The 14,938-nt window shown below is 42.6% G+C and carries 7 protein-coding genes and 1 pseudogene; 5 read left to right on the top strand and 3 right to left on the bottom strand.

The features are described 5' to 3' along the window. Window positions 1-7: 7 nt before the first annotated feature. Both EC846_RS04370 and entS read left to right on the top strand, forming a co-directional pair. A complete protein-coding gene (locus EC846_RS04370) occupies window positions 8-7,171 on the top strand; it encodes a non-ribosomal peptide synthetase (protein ID WP_123774325.1) in 7,164 nt (2,387 codons plus the stop codon). Further along, on the top strand, window positions 7,161-8,411 hold the full coding sequence (entS, locus tag EC846_RS04365; protein ID WP_123774324.1) for an enterobactin transporter EntS: 1,251 nt from the start codon (window positions 7,161-7,163) through the stop codon (window positions 8,409-8,411). The genes EC846_RS04370 and entS overlap by 11 nt, the downstream gene beginning before the upstream one ends. A 62-nt stretch (window positions 8,412-8,473) precedes the next feature. Here entS and EC846_RS04360 read toward each other — a convergent pair whose 3' ends face one another. Then, window positions 8,474-9,196, bottom strand: coding sequence for a 4'-phosphopantetheinyl transferase family protein (locus EC846_RS04360; protein ID WP_123774323.1), 723 nt, complete (start codon window positions 9,194-9,196; stop codon window positions 8,474-8,476). 197 nt (window positions 9,197-9,393) lie between these two features. On the opposite strand from EC846_RS04360, the gene dsdA reads away from it, so the two are divergent. Then, window positions 9,394-10,719, top strand: a complete 1,326-nt coding sequence (gene dsdA / locus EC846_RS04355) for a D-serine ammonia-lyase (protein WP_123774322.1) — start codon at window positions 9,394-9,396, stop codon at window positions 10,717-10,719. 75 nt (window positions 10,720-10,794) lie between these two features. On the opposite strand, the pseudogene EC846_RS04350 reads toward dsdA, so the two are convergent. After that, window positions 10,795-11,187 (bottom strand): annotated as a pseudogene (locus tag EC846_RS04350) (DUF1302 family protein); the annotation flags it as partial. Between the two features lie 166 nt (window positions 11,188-11,353). Here EC846_RS04350 and EC846_RS04345 point away from each other — a divergent pair. Both EC846_RS04345 and yddG read left to right on the top strand, forming a co-directional pair. Next, window positions 11,354-12,409, top strand: a complete 1,056-nt coding sequence (locus EC846_RS04345; RefSeq protein ID WP_123774321.1) for a GlxA family transcriptional regulator — start codon at window positions 11,354-11,356, stop codon at window positions 12,407-12,409. Between the two features lie 181 nt (window positions 12,410-12,590). Next, on the top strand, window positions 12,591-13,514 hold the full coding sequence (gene yddG / locus EC846_RS04340) for an aromatic amino acid DMT transporter YddG (RefSeq protein ID WP_123774320.1): 924 nt from the start codon (window positions 12,591-12,593) through the stop codon (window positions 13,512-13,514). Window positions 13,515-13,586: 72 nt separating this feature from the next. Here yddG and EC846_RS04335 read toward each other — a convergent pair whose 3' ends face one another. After that, on the bottom strand, window positions 13,587-14,915 hold the full coding sequence (locus EC846_RS04335; protein WP_123774319.1) for an MFS transporter: 1,329 nt from the start codon (window positions 14,913-14,915) through the stop codon (window positions 13,587-13,589). Between the last annotated feature and the right edge of the window lie 23 nt (window positions 14,916-14,938).

Here is a 14,938-nt window from a genome sequence, read left to right as displayed (position 1 = left end):
TATCGATATGAACCAAGCATTACATAATGAATTTATTCAGGAACCGACACAGCCTGTACGCTTAAATCTGCTTTCAACTCAACAAGGGATTTTCCTTGCAGATCATTTAAGTGCGATTGAAGACTTATATACCATTGCACATTGTCTGGAATTACCAAAAACACTGGATCTGGCAACGTTCAAGCAAGCCATTCAGCTGGGTTTAAGTGAAGCAGATACGGTCACGGCGGAGTATTCCTGCAATCCTGCGGAACCATTCTTACAGCTCAAAAATCAGGTTGAAATTCCAATTGAAGAATTTGATTTTTGTCATCTTCCACCCGAGCAGGCACAAAAACGCTTGTGGGACTGGATGCCAACCGACCGTCAATATGCCAAGTCATTAAAAAACAACGACAGCAATCTTTATCGTCAGGTGCTGTTTGTTTGCCACGATAAAGTGTATTGGTATCAACGTTATCATCACATCATGCTAGATGGTTTTAGTATCATTAATCTGACCAAGCGTATTGTTGAGATTTACCAGCAGCTTCAAAAGGATGAACTGAAGGCCTCACCTTTTATTACCGTGAAAGATGTAATTGCAGAAAGACAAGCCTATGAGGCCAGTCCAAAGTTTCAGGAAGATCAGGCTTTCTGGAAAAATTATTGTCAAGACCTTGCTTCACCAGTCACCTTAAGTACTCATCATCTTGCGGCAAAAACAACCGCCCGATTTATTAAACATCAGTTGCATTTCTCTCAAGGGATTCTTGCACAAATTCAGGCTTTGGCTTCGGCTGCGAAACTGGCTTTGCCTGACATGATGATGGCGCTGTCACTACATTATCTTTATAAAATGACAGACAAGTCTGAATTGGTTATGGGCGTTCCATTCATGCGCCGTCTGGGTTCCAAAGCCATTCGTGCCTTATTACCTACAGTGAATGTTCTGCCTGTTCAATTTCAGGTAAATCCGCAGCATAGCTGGATCAGTCTGGCACAGCATGTTCAGGCGCAGTTGGCACAAATTCGCCCGCATCAAAAATATGATGCAGAACAGATTTTACGTGACTTAAATTCGATTGATGCCCATGAACGTATTTATGGCCCTATTCTGAATTATAAAGCGTTTGATCAGGATCTGGTGATTGATGATCAGGCCGTGAAAACCCATCATATTTCCACGGGGCCAATCGATGATTTTGAATTTTCGTTTATCGTTCAAAATCAGGAATTGATGATTGAGCTACGAGCCGATGCAGCCCGCTATACGCAAGATGAATTGTTAATGCATAGTCAGCGTTTGACTTTATTGCTTGAACAATGTCTTGCTCGACCTGAGCAAAGCTGTGCGCCATTTAGCATCACGACCACTCCAGAACAGCATCTTCTTGCTCAAGCCGGTACAGGGCCACGGGTTGCGCATCCTGAAAGTTATAACAATGTACTGGATATTTTTTATGAACAGGCCAGCAAATATCCAGACCGAATTGCGATTCTGAGCGGTGAACGCGAATCATTGTATCAGCTCACTTTTGCTGAATTAAAAGCACAGATCAACCAGTTTACCCGTTTCTTACAAGCTCACGGCGCCAAGAAAAATACCGTGATTGCGGGGGCGATTCCGCGCTCAGCAGAATCTGTAGTGATGATGTTATCCGTACTGAATTCAGGTGCAAGTTTCTTACCGCTGGATCTCGACTATCCTGTCGATCGTATGCAAATGATGTGTGAAGATGCGAATCCTCTCTTTGTTTTAACCACACAGGCACTCTCAAATCAGTTGCCACAAGCTTTGCAGCAAATTCATTTGGATGATGAAGCTGTTCGAGCGAAAATTCGTGCGCAGGATGCAGCAGATATTCCGGCAGAGCAGCGACGTTTTGATTTTCAGGATGTGGCCTATGTCATTTTTACGTCAGGAAGCACAGGACGACCTAAAGGTGTAATGAACACTCACGGTTCTTTGCTCAATCTGATTCTTGTTCATCAACATACGATCTATTTCCCTGTGCTGGAAGCGGTACAACAACGTTTCCCTGATCGACCACTCAGAGCGGCCCACACGCATTCGTTCTCATTCGATTCTTCATGGTTACAGGTCTTCTGGTTAATCTGGGGCCAAGAGCTACATATTTTTGATGAGAATATGCGCCGTGATGCGTATGGGCTGGTACAGGAAATCCAACAACGTCAAATTGATACGCTTGATTTACCGCCATCTTTCTGTGCCCAGATGATCAGTAATGGACTATTTGAGCAAGGCCAGCATCATCCAAGCCTGATTTTGATTGGTGGTGAAGCTGCGCCATTGGCCTTATGGCAACAATTGAATGCACAGCCTGATTTATTTGCGCATAACCTATATGGGCCAACTGAATATACGGTTGATACTTTCCGTGCAGAGTTAAAATTGACGGAACGCCCTGTGATTGCGAATCCGATTGGCAATACCCAAGCCTATGTGCTGGATCAAAATCTGCAATGCTGCCCGATTGGGGTGATTGGTGAGTTATATATTTCAGGTTTTGGTATTGCCAACGGTTATCTGGGGCGTGCAGATTTAAGTTCAACCCGTTTTATTGCCAATCCATTTGAACATGGACAGCGTATGTATCGTACTGGTGATCTGGTGCGCTGGAATATGGCGGGCAAACTTGAATTTATGGGACGTTGCGACGATCAGATCAAGATTCGTGGTTATCGTGTCGAAATTGGTGAAGTCGAAAATGCCCTTTCAGTACTGCCAAATATTGAAAGCGTGGTAGTGATTGCAGAACCGATCAATAATAGCCACCGTCTTTTGGGCTATTGTGTGGTGAAAGAGATTCAACTCGATGAAGCAAAAAGCGAGAAGCTCAGCCAGCATTACCTCAGTTTACTACGCCAAAACCTGCCTGATTATATGGTGCCCTCGGCCTTGACTGTAATGCAGGAGTTCCCGCGTAATGTCAGTGGTAAAGTCGATAAAAAGGCCCTGCCAAGACCGCAAATCCGTACTCAAAGTCGTGCCGCCCAAACACCAGAACAACATTTGCTGTGTCAGATTGCGGCTACTGTTTTAAAACTTGAGCAGATCGGCATTGACGATGATTTCTTTATGACGGGTGGCGACAGTATTTCTGCCATCATGTTATGTACCCAATTGCGTCAACATGGCTATGGTTTAAAACCGAGTGATGTCTTCCAGCTCAAAACCATTGCAACTATGGCCACTCAACTGGAAGTACTGGATCCTAGAGATATTGATTACACCATGCAGTCGGTTTTTGATGATCAAATTATTGACAAGGTGCAAGCAGAATATGGACAGGATTCGATTGTTTTACCGCTATTGCCGCTACATAAAGGCATGTTGTTCCATGCGCAGCTTGAACAGCAACAGGCTAGCTATAATGCCTTTACTCGCCTGAGTCTCACTGGTGAAATTGATCTGATCCAGTTACAACAGGCATTGACCAATGTATTAAGAAAACACCCGCAACTGGCAGGCTGTTTTGATAGTACATTGCATGATGAACCAATCTTTGTCTATACGCCGAATCCAACCCGAATCTGGCCTGTAGATGTATATAGCAGTACCTCTGAGACTCTGGAAAAATGCATTGCAGATGTGCTTAAGCAACCGATGCAGTTGCATCAGGCGTATGGACTGATTCGTGCTGTGCTGATCCAGACTTCATCTCAACAATCTGAATTGATTTTGATGGTGCATCATTTGTTGACAGACGGTTGGTCTACCCCGTTGTTTATGCAAGATTTCATTCAAGCCTATCAAAACCCAGAGCAAAGTCTGACGGTTGCCAAACATGCCTATGCCGATGTTATTCTGCAACTGGTACAGCAAGACCATACTCGTTCTAAACAGATTTGGCAGCAGGATTTGGCCGATGCTCAAGCTTTAGTTTTATTTGAACATGCCAAGAAACAAAACGTACAGGAAACCCAACATCGTTTAAATGCAAAATTGAGTGCAGCGCTTCAGCATAAGCTGCGTCAAACGGGCATTACCTTAAACGTGTTTATGCAAATGATCTGGGCAATGTGCTTACAGAGCTATGCGCATCGTGAAGATATCCTGTTTGGTACACCTGTTGCAGGACGTTCTGCACCCGTGAACGGTATCGAGCAGCAAATTGGTCTATTTCTGAATACCATTCCTGTACGTGTCCAACTACAGATGCAGCAGAATTTATGGCAGCAATTGCATCATCTACAACAATTGCATATTCGACATCTGGAACATGATGGTTTAGGGCTCAATGAAATACAGCAGCAATTGGGCCAAGGCAGCTTATTTGACAGTCTTTTAGTGGTAGAGAATTATCCTGACCATCAATATCTGCAACAACACTTAGGTTCAGCAAAAATTGAAAAGCTGACCAATCGTGGCTATAGCCATTATCCTCTGGCCTTGCTGGTGATTCCTGATCAGGAAATTGAATTATTACTGGAACAACGTGGTGTGATTGCACAGCCAGCGCAATTCTTGCAACGTATTGAACAATTGATTCAGACCGCATTAGAACAACCTGAAACTGCATTGCAGCATTATCCATTGCAATTACCTGTTGAACAGCAATTGATTGAGCAGATTAATCAAACTGCACATGATGTTCCATATACAACCTTGCAGCAATTGTTGCGTACACAGGCATTGCGCCATCTAGACGCCATTGCGCTAGTGGATGAAGAACATCAGCTCAGCTTTGCGCAAGTACGTCTGCAAGTTTGTACACTGGCGAAACGATTACAGCAATCCGGTGTTCAGGCTGGTGATATTGTCGCAATCGCTTTACCTCGTTCAGTCAAGCTGAGTATTGCGATTCTGGCTGTGATTGAAGCGGGTGCAGCCTATTTGCCGATCGATATTCAACATCCGACCGAACGTATCAAGTATATGTTGCAAGATGCCAAGCCACGACTAACCCTTACCGCCGCAGACTTGTTAACAGATATCGATACACCGAAACTGAATTTTGAAAGCTTATTTGACGTAGCCGATACCGCACTGACCAATTATAGAATTACATTGGTGAGTCCACAGCAGCCTGCCTATATTATTTATACCTCGGGTACCACAGGTCAGCCTAAAGGTGTGATGGTGTCTCATCAGGCGATTGTGAATCGTATTTTGTGGATGCAACATCAGTATCCATTGGATATCAATGACAGCATCTTGCAAAAAACACCGTGCAGTTTTGATGTTTCCGTGTGGGAGTTTTTCTGGTCTTATCTGGTGGGTGCACGTTTGGTGATGGCACCTATAGATGCGCATCGTGATCCAATGGCTTTGCTGGATATTATTCAGCAGAACAATATCACGACTTTGCATTTTGTCCCTTCCATGCTGTCTGTATTTGATGAAGCGGTCACTGCATTTTTAACGGATGAGCAACGTAAGGCACTGCCATTAAAACGTGTGTTCTGTAGTGGTGAAGCATTGCCGACTGCAATGGCGCAGGCCTTTAACCAACATTTCAGTGCTGAATTACATAATTTATATGGCCCAACAGAAGCAGCCGTGGATGTGAGTTATATGGATGCACAACAGGCCCAGTTCACATCTGAAAATAGTATTGCGATTGGCTATCCAGTCTGGAATACCCAACTCTATATTCTGGATCAATATTTACGTCCGCTCCCGATCGGTGCTGAAGGTGAACTGTATTTGGCTGGTGATCAGCTGGCGCTGGGATACTTGCAACGTGCGGATCTGACGGCAACACGTTTTGTTGCGAATCCATTTCAGACTGGACAACGGATGTATCGTACAGGTGATATTGCCCGTTGGAATATAGATGGCAGTATTCAATATGTGGGTCGTGCAGATGATCAGCTTAAAATCCGTGGACAACGTATTGAATTAGGTGAAATCGAACAGCAATTACGTCTGGTCAGTCAAATTGACGAAGTTGTGGTTCAGCCAATGTCTGTTTCAGCAGATCAAAATGCGACTGATCAGCAACTGGTTGCTTATCTAAAAACCACACAAAGCTTTGATGCTGGCAGTTTGAAGAAACGTTTAGCGAAACACTTGCCGACTTATATGATTCCAAGCCATTTCATTGCGCTTGAGACTTTACCTTTAAGCCATAACGGTAAATTAGACCGTAAAGCCTTGCCACGTCCGCAATTAAATCACTCTTCACAGCAGCGATTTGCTTCGAGTGAAACCGAATTAAAACTGGAACAGATTTTCCAGAATATCTTGGGATTAACGCGTCGTATCCATGTCGAAGAAGATTTCTTTGCGCTTGGAGGTCATTCGATTCTTGCCATGAAACTGGCGATTGAAATTAAAAAGACTTTTGACCGAAGTCTGGCGGTGAATCAAATCATGACGGGTGCCAATATTGAAAAACTGGCTGAGCAAGTGCAACTACAAAATCTAATGAATCAGGCCAATGATGAAGCTGGTTTTGACACCACTTTCATGATCCGTGAGGCAAAAACTAAACCTGTATTCTGTATTTATCCAGGTTCTGGTCTGGCTTGGCAATATAGCGTGCTCAACCGTTATTTACATCCCGATATTAGCCTGATTGGTTTGCAATCCCCTCGTCCAAATGGCGCGCTGGTTTATAGCCAGAGCATGGATGAGCTGATTGATCATCAATTAAAACAGGTACTGGACATACAGTCGGAAGGCCCATTTACCTTCTTGGGATATTCTCTGGGCGGAACGATTGCCTATGGCCTTGCAGATCGTTTGCAACGTTTAGGTCATGAGGTTGCTTTTGTGGGCTTGTTAGACACCTATCCTGCGGAAATTCATGAATGGGACATGCAAAATGCCGCTGTGGTAACCGAAGAAGCAGAGCAGGAACAAATCCAGTTCTTTAATCAGGTCTTGGATGGTGCTGATGAAGCGCTGAATGAAGAAAAAGACAGTTTGCAGGAATATATTTTTGCGAATTATCGGGATGCCGTGCGTCTGTTGAGCCAACATACAACGACTGCTTACGCGGGCAAAATCCATGTTTTTGTGGCTGAGCAATCACTTCCTGCCTATATCCAGCCTCAACAAAACTGGCAACCTCTTGTGAATGAGCTGGAAATTATCCGTTTGCCAGAAGCCAGTCACGAAACTTTATTATCGCCTGAACAATTAACCACATTAGGGCCATTGTTAAATGACTATCTCAGTCAAGTCTATCAATTAAAGGATTCAAAGCATGAAGCTTAAAAATATCTTGACTGACTTTAGTCTGCTTAAAGTGAATACACATTTCCGAAATGTTTTTATTGCCCGAACCGTTTCGCTGCTGACGATTGGGATGTTAATTGTTGCGATTCCTCAACAAGTCTATCAAATGACGCAGGATGTCTTTCAGGTTGCAATTGTGACTGCTTTTGAAGGCATTGCCATGTTTATCGGTTTGTTGCTGGGTGGTGTACTTTCGGATCGCTATGATCGTAAAAAACTGATTCTATTTGCCCGTTTGGTTTGTGGTTTGGGGTTTATGGGCTTGGCGGTGAATGCCATGCTCGATACACCTTCGCTTTATGTACTTTATTTTTTAAGTGCGTGGGATGGCTTTTTCGGCGCTTTAGGTGTCACGGCAATGATGGCGATTATGCCGATCATTGTTGGGCGTGAAAACATTGTACAAGCGCGTGCCATCAGTATGGTTTCGGTACGTTTGGCGACAGTAATTTCACCTGCGATTGGTGGAATTGTGATTGCCGCGAGCAGTGTTGCTTGGGCTTACTGGATTGCGACGATTGGCACCTTGTTTACGGTGTTGCTATTACTTGGCCTACCTGTATTAAAACCACAAACTGAAAGTGAAGATGAGCATCCAGTTCAGCAGTTATTACAAGGTTTCAAATTCGTTTTCCAGAATAAAGTAGTAGGTAGCACCATTCTGATTGGTACGATTCTGGGTTTCACTAGCGCCATTCGTATCCTTTTCCCACAGATCGTTGACCAACAATTTGCGGGAGGTGCATTTGAATTGGGCTTGATGTACTCCGCAGTGCCATTAGGCGCAACTTTGGGTGCACTGTTAAGTGGCTGGACTGCCAGTTTAACCCGACCGGGTACAGTGATGATTTATGCCAGTCTTGCCGTGTTTGCCTGTATGTTTTTGATTGGCTTGTCGCCGTGGTTGCTGTTGACCTTGGTGATCCTAAGTGTGTTCGGCTATCTTTCAGCAATCGCCAACCTGTTGCAATACAGTATCGTACAAGGTCATACGCCTGATGAATATTTAGGTCGTATCAATGCCATCTGGTTGGCTCAGGATGCATCTTCTGACTCGATTGCTACTACAATTCTGGGCGCACTGACACGCTTTTTGCCGATCTCAAGCAGTATTTTTATCTTCAGTGGCTTGAGCTTTGCACTTGGGCTTGGCTTTCTGATGAGTGCTGAAAAGATCAGAGACGCAAGTTTTAATGATCCTGACCTGCAACAAAGTTAGAATTTTCTCATACAGATAGATGGCGACTTTGCCATCTATCTGTTTTATCCATATCTAAGAAATTAATTGCCTTGTACTATGTATGTAATGACATCATCATTATTAAATTGCCAATACCCCTCATATTCAGGCTTTAATCCATAACACTTTTCGGTTTTTTGATCAAATTTTAAAATAGCTGATTGATTTTCCATGTTCATTTCAACCGTTGTTGCTTCTAAGAAATCAATATAGTTTTGAGCAATTGGATAAACGGCTTTGTAGAGACTTTCCTTTAAAGAAAAAATAAGCGTCAGGTATGTACGAAAATTTAAATAGTGCGAGATTTCGGCTTGCCATAATTTTTGTTCGCATGGAGTCAAAATCAGTGCTGCGCTTTCATCGGCAAAACTGGTCTCAACGATTCGTTCTATATCTATACCTAAATATTCAGATTGCGATGAAATCGCGACAATCACCTGCTCATTTGAATGACTGATACTGCCAATAAAGCCTTTAGGCCATTGCGGTAATTTTAGCTGTGTCGAACTAATGCACATTGAGCAATTAAAATATTGTTGCAAGATGGCTTGTGCCAAAATACGTCCTGCAAAAAACTCATTGAGGCGTTTTGCGCTGGCATTTTCCAAGTAATTCGGTCGTTCAAGTGTATAGGACTGTCGAATCTGATTGATTATCGAAATGTCTGCACGATAACAAATCGTATTTGCTGTAAGTGGGATCAGGGTTGCATGTTTTAGGCAAGCTGATGCTAGCATTGGTGGAATTTCTAAAAAATAATTCATCAACTGATACAGGTATTATTGCCTGAACATTATACATAATTAAGAGAATGATTATTATTATCTAAAACCTTCATTCTTTTTATCGCTTAAATTTCATTTTCTTGTTTTAATCTTGATTTGACTGAAATCATGCTCCAAAAATAGAATTATCTTAGCCCGTTGACTATACTTATCATCCAAATTTTATGAGAAACCGAATGGATTCGAATCAAATTCAAGACCTTGTTGCACGCTATCCGATTGTGAAAGATCTGATTGAACTTAAAGAGACGATCTGGTTTAACTCCGCATTTACCACACTTGAGCAGGGTTTGCCCTATGTTGGCCTGACTCAAGATGATATTGATGATGCTCGTGATCGTTTACAACGTTTTGCACCCTACCTCATGGCGGTTTTTCCAGAAACCAGTGTAAGTCAGGGCATTATTGAATCAGAGCTTAGCGCAATCCCTTATATGCAAAAGTCTCTTGAAACGTACTTCAACCAGATCATTACAGGCAAACTATGGCTGAAAAAAGACAGCCATTTGCCTATTTCTGGATCAATTAAAGCACGTGGGGGGATCTATGAAGTGTTATTTCGAGCCGAGCAACTGGCCTTACAAGCGAATTTGCTCACTATTCAAGATGATTATGCCAAACTGAATAGTCCAGAATTTAGAAAATTTTTTGGTCAATACAGCATCGCTGTCGGCTCAACAGGTAATTTAGGACTTTCCATTGGCATCATGAGTGCCAAACTGGGCTTTGATGTGACGGTTCATATGTCTGCCGATGCACGGCAATGGAAAAAAGACAAATTACGCGCTCATGGGGTTACCGTAATTGAGTATGAGCAAGATTACGGCATTGCGGTACAGGAAGGCCGTAAAGCAGCGTTAAAGAATCCCAATTGCTTTTTTATTGATGATGAAAATTCTAAGACCCTGTTCTTGGGCTATGCCGTTGCGGGTGAACGTTTAAAGAAACAGCTGGATCAACATCATATTATAGTGGATCAAGCACATCCTTTATTTGTTTATCTACCTTGCGGTGTGGGTGGTGGCCCTGGAGGTGTTGCATTTGGTCTAAAAATGGCGTTTGGCGATCACGTGCATTGCATCTTTGCCGAACCTACTCACTCCCCATGTATGTTACTCGGTGTCGCGACGGGGCTACATGATGAAATCTCAGTTCAGGATATTGGTATTGACAATATTACGGCGGCAGATGGCCTCGCCGTGGGACGTGCTTCGGGCTTTGTCGGCCGTGCCATGCAACGATTGTTAGATGGTTTTTATACACTAGACGATCAAACCATGTATAGCTTACTCGGAATGCTCAACCAGTCCGAAAATCTGAAACTTGAGCCTTCTGCACTCGCAGGTATGTTAGGGCCAATTCTAGTGAGCAAACATCAAAGTTATGCGGACTTACATCAATTTACTGAGCAGCAGTTACAGCATGCCAATCATATTGTATGGGGGACTGGCGGTGGGATGGTTCCTATAGAGGAAATGCAGAATTATCTAGCTAAGGCTTAAAGCCCATCTTTAAACATTCCAACAGCACAACGGAAGCCGCGCTGTTGGAATGTTTATATGATTTACTTAAATGAATTAAAAACTATATTTAAAGGCAAGTGATTAAAGTCTCTGTCATCAATCGTACTAAAGTCATTTGATCCAAAAAAGTTTTGATAAATGACTTCTGCTGAATATTTTTGTCGAAAATTTGCCGATATTGCTGCTGCCAGACTCATTTGCTCTTCCTGATAGTTCTGGCTATAGCCACATATATCATGGCGGAAAGTTAAACTTGGTGTAATCACAGTTGCAGATAAAAGATCTTTATAAGTTAAGGCCGCGCGAAGCCGATAACCATAGGACCATTCACTAAAAAAAACCGTCTTTATTGCAATAACGTTCATTCAAATGATCAACAGTATCATTCGGAAGATTTGCTGTTCCATACGGCGTACACTTAAAGTTACCTGTTTCTGAATCATAAGCTTTTAATCCATCCTTATAAAATTCTGCGGGACAATATTGACTCAATTTTTACAGAAAAACAGTCTCTACACCTGTTAAAATGAGGCTGATACAGGAATGTTAATTCAATAAAATAAGTAATCATTTTGATTTAACACTGCTCTTCGGGATAGTGACGGTGAAGAATATGAAGCATTTATCATCTAATGCTTATGATGAGGTTTCCCCTACGCAAGAAAGCCTTGCAAAAATAAAACCAGATCTGCGGGTGGGTTTTATTCTCATGGATAAATTCACTTTGGCACCTGTCTCTGGTTTTGTTGAAGCACTTAGATTTGCAGCAGATCAATCTTTTAGAAGTTTACAGATTTATTGTAAATGGGACTGGATGACCTATAACAATCAACCTGTGAATGCCAGTTGTGGGTTATCTGTGAATCCCACCAAAGACATGGACTTAAAACAACTCAAGCACAATTATGACTATATCGTTATTGCGGGTGGTCTATTAAGCGAAACTCGTGAACCGCCCGAATATCTATTAGATACATTGCAGCAACTTCATAGCGCCAAGATCCCGATTATTGCTTTATGTTCTGGCTGTTTCGTATTGGGCAACGCTGGATTACTTGATGGACGTAAATGCGCGATTCACTTCACTACGCGAGATGAGTTTGTCACACGTTTTCCAAAAGCCATCACGCTGGTAGAACAGAATTATATTGAAGACCAAGGGATTTTTACCTGTCCGGGTGGTACCGCCATCGATTTGGCGGCTGACCTAATTCGGTTGCATTGTGGCGAGATTCGCGCACAAAAAACGCTGGATTATTTGCTGATCAATGGGAAAAAACCGTCCACTACTGAAAAACAAACGACGGCTTTAGACAATCCTGCAACCTATGAAAATCATATGGTTGCGAAAGCGATTGCCTTTATGAGCGAAAACCTCAGCGCCCATGTCACGCTAAAAGAAGTCGCTGAACATGTAAATACCAGCCCACGACAATTACATCGGGCTTTTATCGCCAATACCAACGAACCACCAGCGAATTACTGGCGTCGTTTAAGACTGGAACATGCGCGTAAATTACTGGCCAACACCAGTGCCTACATCACCAATATTGCGATTGAATGTGGCTTTTCTGATGGTTCGCATTTCATTCTATGGTTTAAAAAACAATATGGTGAAACGCCATTTGCTTATCGAAAACGGCGTCATGGGGTAGAAAAACTGAAATAAGCGCTACGATCGATTAAAATTGGTTCAGATATTTTGCTTTGTGCAAGAAAAGCTGCATTTCAATATTTTCTATATATCGTCCTAATTGTCCTATTCGAGTTTTCAGGATTCTTTTATTCTGTACGGCTGATTACGTTTTCTCTCTCCTTCTCCCGCAATTTTTCTTATATTGAATGTTTTTATGTCTAAAAATCTTGCAACACTCATCGGCTTAAGCGCGATTATCATGTGGGCATCCATGGTCGGTCTGGTGAAGTATATGAGTGCCGCTATTGGGCCTGCCATGGGCATCACATTAATCTATACTTTTAGTGCGCTGATTGTATTGGCAATTTTCAGATTTCCAAATTTAAAACTGATTTCTAAAAAATATCTAGTTCTCGCGACCACGCTTTTCATTGTATATGAACTTTGTTTTTCCTTTGCGATTGCCTATTCCAAAACTTCACAGCAAGCCATTGAAGTCAGTATTGTGAATTATTTATGGCCGAGTCTGACGATTGTGGCTTTTGTGATCTTCAAAGAGTTAAAGTTTAATTTGCTGATTTTGTTTGGCTTATTTATTTCCATTAGTGGCATTATTTATATTCAGGCGGGTAATGATTCGTTCAGTGTTCAAAGTGTAATGAACAATTTAAAAGATAATCCGCTGAGTTATTTTTTAGCACTTTCAGGTGCAATTATCTGGGCTTTTTATTGTGTTGTTACCAGAAAAATGAGTAAGGGACAGAATCCGATCTCGATTTTCTTTATTGGTGTAGCACTCACACTATGGTTAAAACTAGGACTGACGGATCAACTGGTCATGCCTGATTTAAACCTGAGTCTGTCACTCTATTTATTATTGGCCGCTGCTGCGGTTGGATTGGGCTATGCTGCTTGGAATATCGGTATTATTCACGGCAATATCACAATTCTAGTGGTTGCATCATATTTTACTCCGATTATTTCCTCTATTTTAGCCATGTTTGTACTCGATACTGAATTGCCTGTGACGTTCTGGCAAGGGACCATGCTGGTCACACTTGGTTCGTTTATTTGCTGGCTCTCCAGTAACTGGGTTGCCATTAAACCCTTCTTTAAAAAAGCATTTCCAATTAGATAAGTCATATTGATGAGGGAAACAGGATATAAGTCATCGCTTATATCCTGTTTCATTTGGAATGTTCTAATGTGTTTAATTCAACGCAGCCGCTTCAGAGAGATCTTTCGATTTGGTCTCAGGTGCCCAAGCGATTGATACAATAAGTCCTACCAGCGTGACCCCTGCTGCAACATACATGGTATTGCCAATCCCAATGGTTTCAAGCGACATAGGGACCAGAAATGTACCAATCGCCGCACCGATACGTGTTGCCGAGACTGCCCAGCCCATAGCATAAGGACGTAACTCTGTCGGGAAAATTTCGTTTGGATAAACCAGCTCCAGTACCTGCGCGCCGCCAATAAATAACGCATAAGCACCAAAGAAAACCAATACCACCATTTCCGAAGAATCAGAAAATGCACCGAGAAAAAGTAAGGCCAGCCCTGACCAGAGAAAGCTATGGATCAGCATTTTACGACGACCCAAGACGTCAATCAGTTTGGTGCCAATAATACAGCCAATCACGAACAATAAAGTAATTGCCACTGAACCATAGGCCGCCCAATCCCCTTGCAGTTTTAATGCCGCCAGTACTTTTGGTGCGAAAGCATATACAGCAAACACAGGAATGATTGCGCATGTCCAGAAGATGATCACAAACATCAGGCGTTTCCCATAGCCCATACGCAGCATATCTCCCAGTGAAAGTTTTGCTGTTGTTGGCTCTTTCGGTAAATTGGCTAGAGAAAAATTTTGACCATAGACTTTTTTAATCACGCTTTCAGCATCATGGGAACGATTTTTGGTAATTAACCAGCGTGCTGACTCAACTGTGCCCATTCGCGAAATTAGCAACAATCCACCAATAATCACGGAACTCGACAATGCCCAGCGCCAGCCTTCTTCACCCATAACATGCACAATGATGTCACCGAAAATATATGCCATCGCTGCACCCGCAAACCATAAAATGGTAAAGCCAGCCAGACGCGAACCACGGTATTTTTTAGGTACAAATTCAACAAACAGACTGGTTGCCGCTGAATAGTCGATTGCGATGGCAATCCCGATCAAAAATCGCAACACAAAAATCATGACAGGCGAATCTGTCCAGAATTGCAGTACCGAACAGATGAGAAAAATGACGGGCGCTACAAAGATAATTTTGCGGCGACCAAATTTATCGGTGAGCCAGCCGCTAAATAAACCGCCAGAAAAGATCCCGATCAGGGCGGAGGTTGCAATCATCCCCTGCCAGAAATTCGTTAATTGCAGGTTGGCTGTCATCTGTACCAGCGCAATACCAATGATACTAAGTATATAGCCGTCCATTAATGAAGCGCCGCCAACCGAAACCGTTAGACGTTGATGAAATGCGTTTAGAGGCACATCCTCGACTGAAATATTAGAATTATTCATATGTTACTTCCTTAGTTACAAGC

It is taken from the genome of Acinetobacter sp. BIGb0102 (assembly GCF_003815055.1).
Taxonomy (GTDB): domain Bacteria; phylum Pseudomonadota; class Gammaproteobacteria; order Pseudomonadales; family Moraxellaceae; genus Acinetobacter; species Acinetobacter vivianii.
Note: the sequence above shows the minus strand (reverse complement) of the source record. Positions and strands in the feature narration are given on the sequence as shown.

Bases quoted from the DNA above. Each gene is read 5' to 3' on its own strand.
- EC846_RS04370 (WP_123774325.1), top strand. From the start codon at position 8: ATGAACCAAGCATTACATAATGAATTTATTCAGGAACCGACACAGCCT.
- entS (WP_123774324.1), top strand. From the start codon at position 7,161: ATGAAGCTTAAAAATATCTTGACTGACTTTAGTCTGCTTAAAGTGAAT.
- EC846_RS04360 (WP_123774323.1), bottom strand. From the start codon at position 9,196: ATGAATTATTTTTTAGAAATTCCACCAATGCTAGCATCAGCTTGCCTA.
- dsdA (WP_123774322.1), top strand. From the start codon at position 9,394: ATGGATTCGAATCAAATTCAAGACCTTGTTGCACGCTATCCGATTGTG.
- EC846_RS04345 (WP_123774321.1), top strand. From the start codon at position 11,354: ATGAAGCATTTATCATCTAATGCTTATGATGAGGTTTCCCCTACGCAA.
- yddG (WP_123774320.1), top strand. From the start codon at position 12,591: ATGTCTAAAAATCTTGCAACACTCATCGGCTTAAGCGCGATTATCATG.
- EC846_RS04335 (WP_123774319.1), bottom strand. From the start codon at position 14,915: ATGAATAATTCTAATATTTCAGTCGAGGATGTGCCTCTAAACGCATTT.